This window comes from Capillimicrobium parvum, from assembly GCF_021172045.1.
GTDB classification, from domain to species: domain Bacteria; phylum Actinomycetota; class Thermoleophilia; order Solirubrobacterales; family Solirubrobacteraceae; genus Capillimicrobium; species Capillimicrobium parvum.
The window spans coordinates 5671579-5686702 of the sequence record NZ_CP087164.1 but is presented as its reverse complement, the minus strand read 5'-3'; the positions used below and the strand labels follow the sequence as shown (position 1 = coordinate 5686702).

Sequence of the window (15124 nt, the reverse complement as noted above, 5' to 3'; positions counted from 1 at the left end):
CGCGAAGGCATGAGAGGGTAGGAGCCTCTATGCCCGACAACAGCCGCCGTCCCGTCCAGCTGGTCCTGCGCGACGACTCGCTGGAGCGCACCCGCGTCACGGTGTTCTTCCGCCTGATCCTGGCGATCCCGCACTTCATCTGGTGGGCGCTGTGGGGCGTCGGCGCCGCGATCCTGCTCCCGTTCCACTGGATCTGGGCGCTGTGCACCGGCCTGCCCGCGAGCGGCCTGCACAGCTTCTACGCGCTGTACGTGCGCTACTCGGCGCAGCTGTACTCCTACGTGAGCCTTGCCGCGGACCCGTATCCGGGCTTCGTCGGGGACCCGGGCAAGTACGCGGTCGAGGTCGAGATCGCGGGGCCCGAGCGCCAGCCGCGGTGGACGATCCTGCTGCGGCTGTTCCTCGCGCTGCCGCCGCTGATCCTCGCCGCCGTGCTGGTCGGCGGCGGCGGAGGGGGGAGCGGGAGCAGATCGTCGGGCAGCGAGAGCGACACCACCGGGTTCGCCCTCCAGGCCACCGGCGTGCTGACCACCATCGCGGTGCTGCTCTGGTTCTCGTGCCTCGTGCGCGGCCGCAGCCCCCGCGGCCTGCGCGACCTCGCGCTGTACTGCATCGGCTACGCGGCGCAGGCCTACGGCTACTTCGCGCTGCTGTCGAGCCGGTACCCGGACAGCTCGCCCGCTCTGACGAACCCGGCGCCGCAGCCCGACCACCCGATCCGCGCGCGGCTCGAGGACGATCGCCGGCGCGCCCGGATGATCGTGCTGTTCCGGGCGCTGCTCGTGCTCCCGCACCTCGTCTGGCTGATCCTGTGGGGCGTCGTCGTGTTCTTCGCGGTGATCGTCAACTGGCTGTGCGCGCTGTTCGCGGGCCAGGTGCCGGGCGGGCTGCACCGGTTCGTCTCGGCGTACCTGCGCTACCAGACCCACGTGTACGCCTTCCTGTTCCTGGCCGCCAACCCGTTCCCGGGCTTCATGGGCCATCCCGGCACGTACCCGTACGAGCTCGAGATCGACCCGCCGGCGCCGCAGCACCGCGCGGTCACGTTCTTCCGGATCGTCCTCGCCGTCCCGGCCCTCATGGTCAGCAGCGCGCTCGGCACGGTGCTGCTCGTGTGCGGCGTGGGCGGCTGGGTCGTCGCCCTCTTCACCGCGAGGATGCCGGCGGGGCTGCGCGACGTGGTCGCGTTCTGCGTCCGCTACGGCGCGCAGGTCAACGCGTACCTGTGGATCCTCACCGACCGCTACCCGTACAGCGGCCCGACGCTCGCCACGGGCTTCGTCGAGCCCGGGCCGGATGCGGGCGCGCCCTCCGCGCCCGAGCGGATCCCGCCGCTCGCCCCCGAGGCCGCGGCGCCGCCCGGCTGGGCGCCGCCGGTGGCTCCGGCCCCGACGACGTGGCGCCCGGACGCCCCCGAGGCCCCGTAGTGCGGGACGGGCGGCGCGGCCTCCCGCCCGCCGCTCGCCGCGCGCTCGCCGTCACGTCCGTCGCGGTGCTCGTCATCGTGGGCGTCTACGCGGGGACGAGGCTGTGGCACACGATCGTTCCCGGCGACCTGCCCGATCCTCCGGTGGACGTGAACGAGACCTTCGGTGCTCGCGCCGTCGACCGCGCCAGGTCCTTCGAGGCGTTCCTGCGCGTCAGCGCGCTGCTGAGCATCGTGGTGCTGCTCGTCACGCTCGGGCTCTACGCGTGGCGCGGGGCGCGCTTCGCCCGCGACTCGGCGGCCGGCCCGATCGGCACCGGCTTCCTGCTGGGCATGCTCGGCCTGGCGATCGTCTGGCTCGTCCAGTTGCCGTTCACGGTCGTCGACCTGTGGTGGCTGCGCCGGCACGACGTCGTGAAGGTCGGCTACGCGGAGGCGGTCTTCGAGGACCTCGCCGGGCTCGGCGGGACGTTCCTGTTCGTCTGCTTCGCCCTGCTGGTCGCGATGGGCTTCGCCCGGCTGCTGCGCCAGCGCTGGTGGATTCCCGCCGCGGCGGTGTTCGTCGGCCTGTACGCCCTGTTCACGTTCGTCTCCCCGTACCTGTCGCCGAACCTCGACCCCGCGCCGGACTGGGTGCAGGCCCAGAGCCGCCAGATGAGCGAGCGCGAGGGTCTCGACGGGCGCATCCCCGTGCGCATCGAGCAGGTCCACGAGTTCACCGACCAGCCGAACGCCTACGCGATGGGCCTCGGCCCGAGCCGGCGCGTCGTGCTCTGGGACACGCTGGCCGACCGCTTCCCGCGCTCGGAGGTGCGGGTGGTCGTCGCCCACGAGCTGGGCCACCAGGTGCGCCGCCATCTCGGCAAGGGGATCGGCTGGTTCGCGCTCGTGATCCTGCCGACCGCGCTCATCGTCGCGCTCTTCACGCGCGGGCGCGGCGGGCTCGGCGAGGCGGCCGCGGTGCCGCTCGCGCTGTTCGTCGTCGTGGTGCTCAACCTGGTCACCGGCCCGCTGCAGAACGCGTCGTCGCGGCGCTACGAGGCCGAGGCCGACTGGACCGCCCTGCAGGCGACGCGCGACCCGAAGGCGATGGAGGGGCTGTTCCGGGGGTTCACCGTCAAGGCGCTCGCCGACCCGGATCCGCCGGGCTGGTGGCACGTCCTCTTCGACTCCCATCCGAGCGGCCGGGAGCGCATCGAGATGGCGCGCGCGTGGGCGGCGCGCAACAGCGGCTAGGCGGTCGGGGGTGCGGCGTGCAGCCGCACGCGCACCTCGCGCAGCGGCGGCACGACGGCCAGGCGCTGCCAGCCGCGGGCGTCGAGCGCGTACTTCGCGCCGTTCTCGCGCAGGACCAGCCGCGGGCGGGCCTCGTCGGTCGTGGCCAGCCAGGCCTCGCTGAGCGGCCACGGACCGTTGCCGCGCAGGCGCTCGATGGCGCAGTGCACCGCGCGGTGGCCGAGACCGCGCGCCAGCAGCTCCGCCACCACCGATGCCTCGCCGACGTCCTCGACGCCGTAGACGCGCGGGTCGGCGTCGGACTGCGACGAGCGGATCAGGCCGCGGCGGGCCCACTGGCCGACGGTGGTGCCGGACACGCCGACGAGCTCCCCGACGTCGCGGGCCAGCAGCTCACCGTGGGCACGGGACGCCATGGGCGCATATTCTCCTGACGCGATGGTCACCGTCTACGAGAAGCGGACCTGCACCACGTGTCGCCAGCTCTCGGCGCTGCTCGCCGAGCGGGGCGTCGACGCCGAGCGGGTCGAGTACCACGTCGAAGGCCTGCGCGAGGATGAGCTGCGCGAGTTGCTGCGCAAGGCCGGCCTGCGCCCCAGCCAGGCGCTGCGGATGCGCGAGGACGGCGCGGGCGAGCTCGCGGCCGCCGGCGACGAGGAGGCGATCGTCGCGGCGATGGTGGCGCGCCCCGAGCTGCTCCAGCGGCCGATCGTGGTCAACGGCGACCGGGCCGTTCTCGCGCGGCCGGTCGAACGGGTGCTCGAGATCCTCTAGCGCGGCGTTCTCCAGCGACCTGCGCGGAGCGGCGAACGCGACGGCCCGTGCCGAGCTCGGCTGGGCCCCGCAGCACCGCTTCCCGGCCTGACCGGCACGGCCGATCCTGTCGCGTTCACGGCGCTCGACGCCGTCTGCGCGACATGACCGCGGCCGAGCTGGCCAGCCCCGGCACGGCCGATCCCGTCGCGTTCACGGCGCTCCACGCCGTCTGCGCGACACGACCGCGGCCGAGCTTGACCAGCCCGGCCCGGCCCCCGAACGCACGAGGGCCCGGCATGTGCCGGGCCCTCGAAGTGAGCGAGTTTCGCCGTCCGGTCCTCGCAAGCTCGGACCTTCGGTCGAACGTTGCTCGCGGCCTACATCATCCCCGACATGTCGGGCATCCCGCCGCCGCCACCGGAGTCCTTGTCCGGGATCTCGGCGACGATGGCCTCCGTCGTCAGGATGTTCTTGGCGATCGAGGCCGCGTTCTGCAGCGCCGAGCGCGTGACCATCGCGGGGTCGATGACGCCGGCCTTGACCAGGTCGACGATCTCGCCGTTGGCCGCGTTCAGGCCCTCGTTCTTGCCCCGGGCCTTGCGGACGTCGTTGACGACGACCGAGCCCTCGAGGCCCGCGTTGAACGCGATCTGACGCATCGGCTCCTCGAGCGCGCGCAGGACGATCTTCGCGCCCGTGCGCTCGTCGTCCTCGAAGGCGTCGGGCGTGACCTTGGCCGACGCGCGCAGCAGCGCGACGCCGCCGCCGGGCACGATGCCCTCCTCGAGCGCCGCGCGGGTCGCCTGAAGGGCGTCCTCGACCCGGTGCTTCTTCTCCTTCATCTCGGTCTCGGTGGCCGCGCCGACCTTGACCACGGCGACGCCGCCCGACAGCTTGGCGAGGCGCTCCTGGAGCTTCTCGCGGTCGAAGTCGGAGTCGGTCGTCTCGATCTCGGACTTGATCTGGTTGATCCGGCCCTTGATCGCGTCCGTGTCACCGGCGCCGTCGACGACCGTCGTGTTGTCCTTCGCCACGACGACGCGGCGGGCCCGGCCGAGCTGCGAGACCTGCGTGTTCTCGAGCTTGAGGCCGAGGTCCTCGGTGATGACCTCCGCGCCCGACAGGATGGCGATGTCCTCGAGCATGCGCTTACGGCGATCGCCGAAGCCCGGCGCCTTGACGGCGACGCCCGTGAACGTGCCGCGCAGCTTGTTGACCACCAGGGTCGCGAGGGCCTCGCCCTCGACGTCCTCGGCGATGATCAGCAGCGGCTTGCCCGACTGGATGACCTGCTCGAGCACCGGCAGAAGGTCGCGGACCGAGCCGATCTTCTGGTTGGCGATGAGGATGTACGGATCCTCGAGCACGGCCTCCATGCGGTCCTGGTCGGTGACCATGTAGGGCGAGATGTAGCCCTTGTCGAACTGCATGCCCTCGGTGAACTCGAGGTCCATGCCGAACGTCTGGCCCTCCTCGACGTTGACCACGCCGTCCTTGCCGACCTTCTCGATCGCGTCGGCGATGACGTCGCCGATCTCCTCGTCGCCGGCCGAGATGGTGGCGACGCGGGCGATCTGGTCCTTGCCGCTGACCTCCGTCGACATCTCCTTGATGGCGTCGACGATCTGGTTGACGGCGAGCTCGATGCCGCGCTTGAGACCGAGCGGGTTGGCGCCGGCCGCGACGTTCTTCAGGCCCTCGCGGACGATCGCCTGAGCCAGGACGGTCGCGGTCGTCGTGCCGTCGCCGGCGACGTCGTTGGTCGCCGTGGCGACCTCGCGGACGAGCTGCGCGCCCTGGTTCTGGAAGACGTCCTCGACCTCGATCTCACGAGCGATGGTCACGCCGTCGTTCGTGATGGTGGGGGCGCCGAACTTCTTGTCGAGGACGACGTAGCGCCCCTTCGGGCCGAGCGTGACCTTCACCGCGTTGGCGACGGCGTCCACGCCCGCCTGAAGCGCGTTGCGCGCCTCGACGTCGTACTTCAGTTCCTTGTGAGCCATGTTCTCGTTGCTTCTCCTAGGACTCGACCTTGGCGAGGACGTCGGACTCGCGCAGGACCAGCAGGTCCTCGCCGTCGACCTTGATCTCGGTGCCGCCGTACTTGGAGTACAGGACCTCGTCGCCCACGGCGACGTCGAGCGGGATGCGCTTCTCGCCATCCTCGTCGTACTTGCCGTCGCCGACGGCAAGGACCTTGCCCTTCTGGGGCTTCTCCTTGGCGGTGTCGGGGAGGACAAGACCGCTCGCGGTCGTCTGCTCCTCCTCGATCGCCTGCACGATCAGCCGATCGCCCAGGGGCTTGAGCTTCATGTGTGGACCTCCGGTTGTGACATTCCGCTGGCACTCCCCCTTCGAGAGTGCCAAACCGAGAGGAATCCTAGCAACGTTGGCACTCTGGGCTCAAGAGTGCCAACGACTTCTTCACCGGAGGACGGGCGTTAGGTTTCCGGTGGTGAGGATCCGACTCCTGCGCCATCCCGCGCGTGACGCCGACTTCGGCACGCTGCTGCAGACCTTCCTCGTCGCGGGGGTGGCGACCGTGCTCGTCATCCGCACCCAGCTCTGGGCGACGAACTACCCGCAGCTCGGCGGGCACGGGCTCCACATCGCCCACCTGCTCTACGGCGGCATCTTCATGGTCATCGCGATCGGGATGCTGCTCGTCTACCTCAACCGCTCGATCCGCCGCCCGGCCGCTGTCGTCGGCGGCATCGGGTTCGGCTTCTTCATCGACGAGCTCGGCAAGTTCATCACCTCGGACAACAACTACTTCTTCAAGCCCGCCGCGGCGCTGATCTACCTCGTCTTCGTCGGGCTGTACCTGGTCATCCGCGGGCTCGAGCGCCGGCGCGGGCTGACCCAGATCGAGCTCGTCTCGAACGCGCTCGACCTCGTCGCCGAGGCCGCGCGCCACGACTTCGACGAGCGCGAGCGTCGGCGCGCCCTGGTGCTGCTCGAGCAGGCCGACCAGACCGATCCGCTCGTCGCGCCGATCCGCGAGATGCTCGCCCGCGTGGAGGCGCTGCCCGCGCCCCGGCCGCGCTGGCCCGAACGCACCTGGAGCCGCGTGCGCGACGCCTACCTCAACTTCGCCGAGACGCAGAGGTTCACGCGGCTCGTCACCGCGGTCATCGTGCTGTGGGGCGTCCTGAGCCTCGTCTTCACGTTCGAGCTCGTCCTCTCGATCGGCCTGCATCTGGGCGGCGCGCGCAGCGGGGCGGTGAGCGACGACATCAGCCAGCTGTCGGTGATCAACTGGCTGAACCTCGTCTCGAGCACCGTGTCGGGGATCCTCGTGGCGATCGGCGTCGTGCGGCTGCGCCAGGGCGACCGCGGGGCGGCCTACCGCTGGTTCGAGCGCGCCCTGCTCGTCTCGATCTTCCTCACCCGTAGCTTTGCGTTCATCGAGTCGCAGTTCGGCGCCGTCTTCGGGCTCGGCGTCGACCTGCTGCTCCTCATCAGCATCAACCTGATGCAGAAGGGCGACCGCGAGAACGATCTCGCCCAGCTCGCGCCCGCGCCGGCGGCCGCACCCCAGCCCGCGCGGCCGGACGCGGTCCGCGCATCCGGCTAGTTCTGCGCGCCGCCGATGCCCAGCTTGCGATCGGTGAACTCGCTGGGCGAGTCGACGATCTGGCTGAAGCGCACCACGGTGACCTCGTCCTCCATGGTCACCGCCCGCCCGTAGATCTGCTCGAGGAAGTGGATCATCTCCTCGTGGCGGCGGAACTCGGGGTTGTCGTGCTCGATGTCGCGCGGGGACAGCTCCTTGACCCGCTTGACCTCGACCTGGTCGATCACCGCCTCGAAGATCCGCTCGCGCGGCGAGTACTGGTAGCCGATCGTGACCAGGACCAGCTGGTTCTTGCGATATTTGTGCGACTTGTCGCCCAGGCGGATGGTGGCCGTCTTGCGGCCGCGCTTGAGCTGGTCGGCGAAGATGCGCGAGTAGAAGTTCAGGACCTGCAAGGGGCGCCAGTCTATCTGCGGACGCGCTCGAGCGCCCTGCGCACCATCTCGCGCTCGCCGCGGTAGCTCAGCTCCCGCGCCGCCTGCTCGAGCGGGACCCAGCGCGCGACCTCGACCTCGGCGTCGTGATCGGCCGGATCGCCCCCGCGGTAGTCGAACAGGTAGAACGAGACGACCTTGGCGATCCGCATGCCGTTGCGCTGGTACCAGTAGCGCACGTCGCCCAGCTTCTCGACGAGCTCGGCCTCCACGCCGGCCTCCTCGCGGACCTCGCGGGTGGCGGCCTCGGGCGCCGTCTCGCCCGGGTCGACGTGGCCCTTGGGCAGCGCCAGGACGGCCCGGCCGCTGGCGGCCCGGCGGGTCGGGACGATGACGATCGTCTCACCCCCGCGCACCACGACCCCGCCGGCGGAGAACTCAGTAGACGTACCCACCGAGCGCCTCCGGGTCGTGGACGGTGATGCGGCCGCGGCCCTGGGCGATGACGCCGGCGCGCTCGAGGACCGCGAGGAAGCGGCTGGCCGACTCGCGCGACGACCCCGCCAGCTGCGCGATGTCGGCCTGCGTGACCGTCACCAGGACGTCGCGCTCGCGGGCGCCCTCGCGCTGGGCGTCGGCGACGAGCTCGGCCAGGACGGTGGCGACCCGGCTCTGGACGGTCTGGAAGCTCTGGCGGCTCAGGCGCTCGTTGGCCTCGCGCAGCCGGCGTCCCAGCGAGATGACGATCTTGGCCGACAGCTCCGGGTGCTCGCTCAGCAGGCGGCGGAAGTCCGGGCCGGTGATTCCGATGACCCGGAGGTCGTCGAGGGCCTCCACGGTGGCGGAGCGCCGCTCGTCGTCGAAGATCGCCAGCTCACCGAAGATGTCGCCCGGGCCGAAGTGCGCGAGCGTGATCGTGCGGCCGTCCGGGTGCTCGCGGATCGCGCGGGCGTGGCCGTCGCCCACGACGTAGCACGTGTCGCTCGCGTCCCCCTCGCGGAAGATGACGTCGCCGGCCTGGAACGAGCGCGGGACCGCCACCTGGGCGATGCGCAGCAGGTCGGCGTCCCCGAGCGTCTCGAACACGGGAACGCCATGCAGCAGCGCCACGGCCTCCTCGGTGGTCGGACCCATCACCCCTCCCAGCATGCCAGGCAGCGCGATGCAGCGGCTTCTGCGATGGCCGATGACCCTAAGGTGATCCGGATGGCTCGCACGCTCGTCGCCGCGATGCTGCTCGCGCTCGCGCTCACCCCCGTCGCCGCGGCCGCACCCAGGCCGCCGAAGGTCCCGCTGTGGGCCACGGTGAACATCTGCGATACGGCCAAGCACCCATCCGCGATCGGGATCCGTGCCTCGATGCCCGGGCTCCCGCGCAAGAGCGTGCGCCTGTACATGCGCTTCCGCGTGCAGTGGCGCGATCCGGCCGACAAGCTCTGGCACAACATCCTCGGCACCGGCGGGAACTCCGGGTTCGTGAAGATCGGCAGCGGCAAGGCGACGCGCCAGGCCGGCCAGATCTTCCGCTACGAGAAGCCCGCCGCCGGCGAGACGCTGCGGCTGCGCGGCGTGGTCGACTTCCAGTGGCGGGTGGCCAACAAGGTCGTGCGCCACTCGCGGCGGATCACCGAGAAGGGCCACCGGTCGACCGCCGGCGCCGATCCGAAGACGTTCTCGGCCGCCGCCTGCGTCCTGCGCGGCTGAGCGCCTCAGCCGAAGAGCCGGGGGTCGTTCGAGATGACCCCGTCGACGCCGAGCGCCTCGAGCCGGGCGATCTGCTCGCGGTCGTCGACCGTCCAGACGAAGACCTCGCCGCCCGCGGCGTGCAGATGGTCGACGAGGCGGGGCGTGACGAGGCGCCAGTGCGCCATGAGCGCGTCGACGCGGCCCGCCCGCACCGCGGCGGCGGCGTAGCGCGGCAGCGCCGCGCGGTAGGCCACGCCGACCGCGATCGCCGCCGGGCGCTTCCAGGGCGAGCGCATCGGGTCGCGCCGCAGCTTCGGCACCGACCAGCCGAGCCGCAGCCGCGGCTCGGCGGCGCGCAGCAGGGCGAGGCTGTCGGTCTCCATCGTCGAGACGAGGACCCGGTCGACGAGCCCGTGCCGGCGCAGGGCGTCGAGCACCTGCAGCTCGTAGCCGCGCAGCTTGAGGTCGACGTCGAGCTCGACGGCGGCGAACGTCTCGCCGGCGAGGTGCGCGAGCCCCTCCTCGAGCGTCATCGCGGCGCCGGAGCGCAGGGCGGTGTAGTCGTGGGCGAGGTAGAGCCCGCCGGTGCCGTCCTGGTGCTCGGACAGCACGTCGAACTCGATCATGTCGACACCGTGCGCGAGCGCGGCGTCGAACGAGGCGGCGGTGTTGCCGGGCGCGATGTGGTCGGCGCCCTTGTGGCCGACGCGCCGCGGGCGGCTGCGAGGCTCCACGGTCACGTCTGGCACCCCGGGCACCAGAACGTCGGGCGGTTGTCCTCCCACTGGCCGCGCCGGCGGATGCGCGCACCGCAACGCGGGCACGGCCGTCCGCTGCGCCCGTAGACGCGCTCGAAGCGCTTCTGGTAGCCGTCCCGGGCGGAGCGCTGCATCCGCGGGCGCGTCTCGCGGACGATCGCGAGCACCTCCTCGTCGGAGACCTGCCCGGCGGGCCGCCACGGATCGACGCCGGCGGCGAAGCAGCCCTCGCACTTCCAGAGGTTGCCGATGCCCGCGATCGTGCGCTGGTCGAGCAGCGCGTCGCCGATGGGACGGCTGGGGTCGTCGGCGCGCAGGCGGCGCAGGAAGCGGTCCTCGTCGAGCTCGGGGGCGAGGATGTCGGGGCCGAGGCCGGCGATGCGCTGGTCGGCGCGGGCACGGGCGGCGGTCATGAGCTCGAGCACCGGGCCGTCGAACTGCACCACCTCGCCGCCGGCGGCCCGCGCGACGAACCAGGCCCGGCGCGGCGAGCGGCGCCAGGGCCGGCCCGGCGCGTACGTGCCCCAGCTGCCGGTCATGCGCAGGTGGGAGTGGATGACGAGGTCGCCCTCGAAGCGCAGGAAGAGGTGCTTGCCGATCGCGTCGACCGAGGCCACGGCGCGGCCGGCGAGCCGCTGCGGCCAGCGGTCGGCGGCGAAGCGCGGGTGCGGCGTGGCGAGCTCGTCGGGCACGACGCCCTCGAGGATCGGCCGGATCCGGCTCGCCGCGTAGTGGATCGTGTCGCCCTCCGGCACGCTCCCCAGGGTAGGCGCGGGCCGCGCGTCAGCCGGTGAGCGCGCCGAGCACCCGGGCCGCGTCGCGCAGCTCGGCCTCGGTGTGGCTCGCCATCGCCACGAGCCGCAGGCGCGACGTGCCGTCGGGGACCGTCGGCGGGCGGATCGCCTGGGCGAACACGCCCCGGTCGAGCGCGGCCTCGCACAGGCCCATCGCCGCCTCGGGATCACCGATGACCAGCGGCACGATCGGCATGTCGCCGGGCTCGACGGCCAAGCCCTGCGCGGCGAGCTCGGCGCGCAGCGCCCGCGCGTTGGCGTGCAGCCGGCCGACGACCCGGGGCTCGTTGCGCAGGATCCGCAGCGCCTCGCCGGCCGCGGCGACGCACGACGGCGGCAGGCCGGTGGAGAAGATCACGGTCCGAGCCCGGTTGACGAGGAACGTCGCCAGCTCGGCGCTGCAGCACGCGAAGGCGCCGTAGCTGCCCAGGGCCTTGGACAGCGTGCCGACCACGACGTCGATCTCGCCTTCGAGGCCCAGCTCGGCGACGAGCCCGCGGCCGGCCGGCCCGATGACGCCGGTGGCGTGCGCCTCGTCGACGATCACCCGGGCGCCGTGGCGGCGGGCGAGCTCGACGATGCCGTGCAGCGGCGCGACGTCGCCGTCCATGGAGAAGACCGAGTCGGTGACGATCGTGGCCCGGCGGCCGGCCGCGCGGTCCAGCGCGGCGGCCAGGCCGTCGAGGTCGGCGTGCGGGTAGACGATCGTCTCGGCCTGCGCGAGCCGGCAGCCGTCGACGATCGAGGCGTGGTTGAGCGCGTCGGACACGACCACTTCGCCCGGTCCGGCCAGCGCCGCGACGACGCCCGTGTTCGCCAGGAAGCCTGAGCCGAAGAGCACGCACGCCTCGGTGCCCTTGAACGCGGCGAGCTCGGCTTCGAGCTCGCGGTGCGGCGTCATGTTGCCCGAGACCAGGCGCGACGCCCCGGCGCCCGCGCCCCACTCGTGCACGGCCCGCGCCGCCGCGTCGCGCACCCGCGGATCCTCGGCGAGGCCGAGGTAGTCGTTCGAGCACAGCAGCAGCACGTCGCGGCCGTCGAGGCGCACGTGCGCGCCCTGGGCGCTCTCGACGGTGCGCAGCTCGCGCAGCAGGCCCGCGGCCCGCAGGTCCTCGACCACGGCCGACACGCCGCTCGGGGGCCCGCCTCCCGACGCAGCCCTCAGTACGGCACCGTGGGCGGTGCGGGCGTCGGTCGCCACCCCTAGCTCGGCGGCAGCGGCCCGCACTTCACGCACCTCGCCGTCCAGCCGACGGGCAGCACCTGCACGACGAGCTTGCGCCCGCACGCGGTGCACCAGCGCGGCGGGTCGGTCGCCGCGCGCCGCGCCCGGCAGCGTCCGTGGTCGCCCTCGTCCGCGGGGCGGCCGCAGCCGTCGCAGTACGGTCCCGCGGCCAGCCGCTGATCCGGGGCTGTGGCCTGCGCGCTCACAGCGTCTTGCTCAGCTCCTTGACCGGCATCGACAGCTCGGCCAGGAGGTCGAGGTCGTCCTGCGGGTCGCGGCCGAGCGTCGTCAGGTAGTTGCCGACGATCACCGCGTTGATCCCGCCGAGCACGCCCTGCCGGGCGCCGAGGTCGCCGAGCGTCAGCTCGCGGCCGCCCGCGAAGCGCAGGATCGTCCGGGGCATCGCCAGCCGGAACGCCGCGATCGCGCGCAGCGCGTCCTGGGCCTCGACCGCCGGCAGGTCGGCGAACGGCGTGCCCGGCCGCGGGTCGAGGAAGTTCATCGGGACCTCGTCGGGCTGTACGTCGGCGAGCTGGGCGGCGAGCTCGGCGCGCTGCTCGAGCGTCTCGCCCATGCCGATGATGCAGCCGCAGCAGACCTCCATGCCGCGCTCGCGCACGAGCTCGATCGTCTCGCGGCGCTCCTCCCACGTGTGTGTGGTGACGACCTCCGGGAAGTGCGAGCGCGCCGCCTCGAGGTTGTGGTTGTAGCGGTGGACGCCCATCTCCTGCAGCTCGTCGGCCTGCGCCTCGGTGAGGATGCCCAGCGAGCAGGCGATGTTGATGTCGACGGCGGCGCGGATCGCCTCGATGCCGTCGCGCACCTGCGCCATGAGCCGGTCGTCGGGGCCGCGCACGGCGGCCACGATGCAGAACTCGGTCGCCCCGGTCTGCGCGGTCTGGCGCGCCGCCTCGACGAGCGACGGGATGTCGAGCCGCGCGGCGCGCACCGGCGTCTCGAAGCGGCCCGACTGCGAGCAGAAGTGGCAGTCCTCGGGGCAGCCGCCCGTCTTGAGGCTGACGATGCCCTCGACCTCGACGTCGGGGCCGCACCAGCGCATGCGCACCTCGTGGGCCAGGGCGAGCGCGTCGTCGACGCGCTCGTCGGGCAGGTGCAGCACCTCGAGGATCTGCGCCTCGTCGAGGCCCTCGCCGCGCTCGAGCACCTGCTCGCGGGCGATGTCGAGGATGTCGGTCATATCGGTTCCTCCGTGGTGATCCATTCACGTGCTCCGTCGAAGAACGCACCGGGCTCCAGCCGGCCCGCCCCCTCGGGAACGCGTCCCAGGACGGGCCTGCCGGTATACGCGGGCAGGTCCCGTAGGTTGCAGCATGCGGCGAGATCGGGGGCTGCGGGCCACGCGCCGATGACGACGCCGGGGCAGCGCAGGCCGCGGGCGGCGAGCGCCTCGCAGGTCAGCGCGGCGTGGTTCAGCGTGCCCAGGCCGGCGCGCGCGACGACGACCACCGCCGCGTCGAGGCGTCCCGCGACGTCGGCGAGCGTCGAGCCGTCCTCGCCCAGGCGGACGAGGAGGCCGCCGGCGCCCTCGACGAGCACGAGGTCGCGGCCGTCGAGCTCGCGGACCGCCGCGGCGATCGCCTCGGCCGACACGCCCGCGCGGCCCTCGCGGGCGGCGGCCGTGGCGGGAGCCAGCGGCTCGCCGAGGCGGACGAGCTCGTGGACGTCGTCGACCCCGCTCAGGCGCCGCACGTCGTCGACGTCGCCGGGCTCGCCGGCGCCGACGCCGGTCTGTGCGGGCTTGACGACGGCGACCCGCTCGCCGCGGGCGCGGGCGCGGGCGGCCAGCGCGGCGGTGACGATCGTCTTGCCCACGCCGGTGTCCGTCCCGGCGATGGCCACGACCCTCACGCCGCGGCTCCGGCCGCCGCGGCGGCCACCATCGCGGCGGTCACGCCGGCCAGGTCGTCGTCGTCCATGACGTAGGGCGGCATCGCGTAGACCAGGTCGCGGAACGGGCGCAGCCACACGCCGCGCTCGACCGCCGCCGCCTGCGCCGCGGCCACGTCGACGGGCGCGTCGAGCGCGATGACGCCGATCGCGCCGAGGACGCGGACGTCGGCGACCCCCGGCATCGCGCGCGCCGGCGCGAGGCCGGCGCGCAGGCCGCGCTCGATGCGGGGCACGTCGTCGCGCCAACCGCCGTCGGCGATGAGCCCGGTCGAGGCCAACGCCACCGAGCAGGCGAGCGGGTTGGCCATGTACGTGGGGCCGTGCATGAGCGTGCCCTCTTCGAGGCCGGTCGCCACGTCCGTGGTCGTCAGCGTGGCGGCGAGCGTGAGGTATCCGCCGCTGAGCGCCTTGCCCAGACACAGGACGTCGGGGATCACGCCCGCGTGCTCGCACGCGAACAGCGTGCCGGTGCGGCCGAACCCGGTGGCGATCTCGTCGGCGACGAGCAGCAGTCCGTGGCGGTCGCACAGCTCGCGCAGCAGGCGCAGGACCGACGGGTCGTAGAACCACATGCCGCCCGCGCCCTGGACGACCGGCTCGACGATGACGCCCGCGAGCTCGTGCGCGTGGCGGTCGACGAGCACGCGCAGGTGGTCGGCGTAGGCGTCGTCGAGCACGCGCGGCGGGCGGTCGGCGAAGACCTGCTCGGTCAGCGCGCCGGTGAACAGGGCGTGCATGCCGCCGACGGGATCGCAGACCGACATCGCGCCGAACGTGTCGCCGTGGTAGCCGCCGCGGACGGTGAGCATGCGGCGGCGGCCGGGCCGCGCCTGCAGGCACAGCTTCAGGGCCACCTCGACGGCGACCGACCCGGAGTCGGAGAAGAACACGTGCTGCAGCGGATCGGGCGTCAGCTCGACGAGGCGCTGCGCCAGGCGCACCGCCGGCTCGTGGGTCAGTCCGCCGAACATGACGTGCGCCATGCGGTCGATCTGCTCGTGCGCGGCGGCGTCGAGCGCGGGGTGGCGGTAGCCGTGGACCGCGCACCACCAGGAGGCCATGCCGTCGATCAGCTCGCGGCCGTCGGCCAGGCGCAGCCGCACGCCCTCGGCGGCGACCACCTGCAGCGGTGCCGTCGTGGCGGGCATCGGGCCGTACGGGTGCCACACGTGGCGCGCGTCGAGATCGAGGACGTCGGGCCTGTCGGTCACGTGCGGCACGGCCGCCAGGACCCTAGCGGCCGCGGGTCGCCGGGCGCCGTGGCATTCGACGATGCGCTGGGGGATGTCCAGGCCGCGGGCTCCGGGTTCTCGGCGCCAAGGGCCTATCCCGGTAGGCCCTTGTTGACAGGATCTTCATGTTCGCCGAAGGCGCGCCCGGC

General features: G+C 73.0%; 18 protein-coding genes. 5 read left to right on the top strand and 13 right to left on the bottom strand.

Annotated elements, in window-relative coordinates; translation table 11 throughout:
- Window positions 1-29 precede the first annotated feature (29 nt).
- Window positions 30-1427: a DUF4389 domain-containing protein gene (locus tag DSM104329_RS27535; protein ID WP_259313074.1), complete on the top strand. Its 1398-nt coding sequence runs from the start codon at window positions 30-32 to the stop codon at window positions 1425-1427.
- A complete protein-coding gene (locus DSM104329_RS27530; protein WP_259313073.1) occupies window positions 1427-2662 on the top strand; it encodes a M48 family metalloprotease in 1236 nt (411 codons plus the stop codon). The genes DSM104329_RS27535 and DSM104329_RS27530 overlap by 1 nt, the downstream gene beginning before the upstream one ends.
- On the opposite strand, the gene DSM104329_RS27525 is transcribed toward DSM104329_RS27530, so the two are convergent.
- A complete protein-coding gene (locus DSM104329_RS27525) occupies window positions 2659-3078 on the bottom strand; it encodes a helix-turn-helix domain-containing protein (RefSeq protein WP_259313072.1) in 420 nt (139 codons plus the stop codon). The genes DSM104329_RS27530 and DSM104329_RS27525 overlap by 4 nt on opposite strands.
- Window positions 3079-3100: 22 nt before the next feature.
- On the opposite strand from DSM104329_RS27525, the gene DSM104329_RS27520 reads away from it, so the two are divergent.
- Window positions 3101-3436 carry an ArsC/Spx/MgsR family protein gene (locus tag DSM104329_RS27520; RefSeq protein WP_259313071.1) on the top strand — a complete coding sequence of 112 codons (336 nt, stop codon included), beginning with the start codon at window positions 3101-3103 and terminating at the stop codon, window positions 3434-3436.
- A 359-nt stretch (window positions 3437-3795) separates the two neighbouring features.
- Here the strand turns inward: DSM104329_RS27520 and groL are convergent, their stop codons facing one another.
- Window positions 3796-5421 carry a chaperonin GroEL gene (gene groL, locus DSM104329_RS27515; RefSeq protein ID WP_259313070.1) on the bottom strand — a complete coding sequence of 542 codons (1626 nt, stop codon included), beginning with the start codon at window positions 5419-5421 and terminating at the stop codon, window positions 3796-3798.
- Window positions 5422-5437: 16 nt separating this feature from the next.
- Complete coding sequence (gene groES / locus DSM104329_RS27510; protein ID WP_259313069.1) at window positions 5438-5731, bottom strand: co-chaperone GroES; 294 nt, start codon at window positions 5729-5731, stop codon at window positions 5438-5440.
- A gap of 142 nt (window positions 5732-5873) precedes the next feature.
- Here groES and DSM104329_RS27505 point away from each other — a divergent pair, with 142 nt between their 5' ends.
- Entirely contained in the window at window positions 5874-6995 is a 1122-nt protein-coding gene (locus DSM104329_RS27505; protein WP_259313068.1) for a hypothetical protein, read from the top strand.
- Here DSM104329_RS27505 and DSM104329_RS27500 read toward each other — a convergent pair.
- From DSM104329_RS27500 to DSM104329_RS27490, 3 genes are read right to left on the bottom strand one after another with little or no spacing between them, the layout of a single operon-like run.
- On the bottom strand, window positions 6992-7390 hold the full coding sequence (locus tag DSM104329_RS27500; RefSeq protein ID WP_259313067.1) for an ASCH domain-containing protein: 399 nt from the start codon (window positions 7388-7390) through the stop codon (window positions 6992-6994). The two genes, DSM104329_RS27505 and DSM104329_RS27500, sit on opposite strands and share 4 nt — an antisense overlap.
- Window positions 7391-7401: 11 nt before the next feature.
- A complete protein-coding gene (locus DSM104329_RS27495; RefSeq protein WP_326924467.1) occupies window positions 7402-7824 on the bottom strand; it encodes an NUDIX hydrolase in 423 nt (140 codons plus the stop codon).
- Complete coding sequence (locus DSM104329_RS27490) at window positions 7808-8503, bottom strand: Crp/Fnr family transcriptional regulator (protein WP_259313066.1); 696 nt, start codon at window positions 8501-8503, stop codon at window positions 7808-7810. The genes DSM104329_RS27495 and DSM104329_RS27490 overlap by 17 nt, the downstream gene beginning before the upstream one ends.
- Before the next feature lie 72 nt (window positions 8504-8575).
- On the opposite strand from DSM104329_RS27490, the gene DSM104329_RS27485 reads away from it, so the two are divergent.
- Window positions 8576-9073 (top strand): hypothetical protein, encoded by a 498-nt coding sequence (locus DSM104329_RS27485; protein ID WP_259313065.1) that lies wholly within the window; start codon window positions 8576-8578, stop codon window positions 9071-9073.
- A 5-nt stretch (window positions 9074-9078) separates the two neighbouring features.
- Here the strand turns inward: DSM104329_RS27485 and DSM104329_RS27480 are convergent, their stop codons facing one another.
- The 7 genes from DSM104329_RS27480 to DSM104329_RS27450 all read right to left on the bottom strand — a co-directional run bounded on the left by DSM104329_RS27480 (window position 9079) and on the right by DSM104329_RS27450 (window position 14963).
- Window positions 9079-9795: a glycerophosphodiester phosphodiesterase gene (locus DSM104329_RS27480; protein WP_259313064.1), complete on the bottom strand. Its 717-nt coding sequence runs from the start codon at window positions 9793-9795 to the stop codon at window positions 9079-9081.
- Window positions 9792-10568 (bottom strand): Fpg/Nei family DNA glycosylase, encoded by a 777-nt coding sequence (locus tag DSM104329_RS27475; protein ID WP_259313063.1) that lies wholly within the window; start codon window positions 10566-10568, stop codon window positions 9792-9794. Before DSM104329_RS27475 ends, DSM104329_RS27480 begins: the two co-directional genes overlap by 4 nt.
- A 28-nt stretch (window positions 10569-10596) precedes the next feature.
- Window positions 10597-11736, bottom strand: a complete 1140-nt coding sequence (gene bioF / locus DSM104329_RS27470) for an 8-amino-7-oxononanoate synthase (RefSeq protein ID WP_259313062.1) — start codon at window positions 11734-11736, stop codon at window positions 10597-10599.
- A 74-nt stretch (window positions 11737-11810) separates the two neighbouring features.
- On the bottom strand, window positions 11811-12038 hold the full coding sequence (gene bsaP, locus DSM104329_RS27465; protein ID WP_259313061.1) for a biotin synthase auxiliary protein BsaP: 228 nt from the start codon (window positions 12036-12038) through the stop codon (window positions 11811-11813).
- Window positions 12035-13030, bottom strand: a complete 996-nt coding sequence (bioB, locus tag DSM104329_RS27460; protein WP_259313060.1) for a biotin synthase BioB — start codon at window positions 13028-13030, stop codon at window positions 12035-12037. Before bioB ends, bsaP begins: the two co-directional genes overlap by 4 nt.
- Complete coding sequence (gene bioD / locus DSM104329_RS27455; protein ID WP_259313059.1) at window positions 13027-13701, bottom strand: dethiobiotin synthase; 675 nt, start codon at window positions 13699-13701, stop codon at window positions 13027-13029. Before bioD ends, bioB begins: the two co-directional genes overlap by 4 nt.
- On the bottom strand, window positions 13698-14963 hold the full coding sequence (locus DSM104329_RS27450; RefSeq protein ID WP_259313058.1) for an adenosylmethionine--8-amino-7-oxononanoate transaminase: 1266 nt from the start codon (window positions 14961-14963) through the stop codon (window positions 13698-13700). Before DSM104329_RS27450 ends, bioD begins: the two co-directional genes overlap by 4 nt.
- Window positions 14964-15124 lie beyond the last annotated feature (161 nt).

Bases quoted from the DNA above. Each gene is read 5' to 3' on its own strand.
- groES (WP_259313069.1), bottom strand. From the start codon at position 5,731: ATGAAGCTCAAGCCCCTGGGCGATCGGCTGATCGTGCAGGCGATCGAG.
- DSM104329_RS27525 (WP_259313072.1), bottom strand. From the start codon at position 3,078: ATGGCGTCCCGTGCCCACGGTGAGCTGCTGGCCCGCGACGTCGGGGAG.
- DSM104329_RS27485 (WP_259313065.1), top strand. From the start codon at position 8,576: ATGGCTCGCACGCTCGTCGCCGCGATGCTGCTCGCGCTCGCGCTCACC.
- groL (WP_259313070.1), bottom strand. From the start codon at position 5,421: ATGGCTCACAAGGAACTGAAGTACGACGTCGAGGCGCGCAACGCGCTT.
- DSM104329_RS27490 (WP_259313066.1), bottom strand. From the start codon at position 8,503: ATGGGTCCGACCACCGAGGAGGCCGTGGCGCTGCTGCATGGCGTTCCC.
- DSM104329_RS27535 (WP_259313074.1), top strand. From the start codon at position 30: ATGCCCGACAACAGCCGCCGTCCCGTCCAGCTGGTCCTGCGCGACGAC.
- bioB (WP_259313060.1), bottom strand. From the start codon at position 13,030: ATGACCGACATCCTCGACATCGCCCGCGAGCAGGTGCTCGAGCGCGGC.
- DSM104329_RS27520 (WP_259313071.1), top strand. From the start codon at position 3,101: ATGGTCACCGTCTACGAGAAGCGGACCTGCACCACGTGTCGCCAGCTC.